This is a genomic window from Neisseria sp. P0021.S006, from assembly GCF_051956895.1.
This window is the reverse complement of the sequence record NZ_JBQCWZ010001234.1, coordinates 1-454: the sequence shown is the minus strand read 5'-3', so window position 1 is coordinate 454 and position 454 is coordinate 1. Positions and strand designations below refer to the sequence as shown.

Below are 454 nucleotides of genomic sequence, written 5' to 3'. Positions count from 1 at the left end.
CCCAAGACCAATACGGCGACAACTGCGAAGTCTGCGGCACGACCTATTCCCCGACCGAACTGATCAACCCATATTCCGCCGTTTCCGGTGCCAAACCCGAATTGCGCGAATCCGAACACTTCTTCTTCAAATTGGGCGAATGCGCCGACTTCCTCAAAGCATGGACTTCCGGCAACAACCCGCACGACGGCAAGCCCCATCTGCAACCCGAAGCCCTCAACAAAATGAAAGAATGGCTGGGCGAAGGCGAAGAAACCACCCTGTCCGATTGGGATATTTCCCGCGATGCACCGTATTTCGGTTTTGAAATCCCCGACGCGCCGGGCAAATACTTCTATGTCGGGCTGGACGCGCCCGTCGGTTACATGGCGTCGTTTAAAAACCTGTGCGACCGCATCGGCATCGATTTTGACGAATACTTTAAAGCCGACAGCCAAACCGAGATGTACCACTT

At 54.4% G+C, this 454-nt stretch carries 1 protein-coding gene; it reads left to right on the top strand.

Annotated features, from left to right (window positions below; all coding sequences use genetic code 11):
- On the top strand, positions 1–454 hold a 454-nt coding region (locus ACTHUM_RS19645; RefSeq protein ID WP_440403961.1), incomplete at both ends, for a class I tRNA ligase family protein.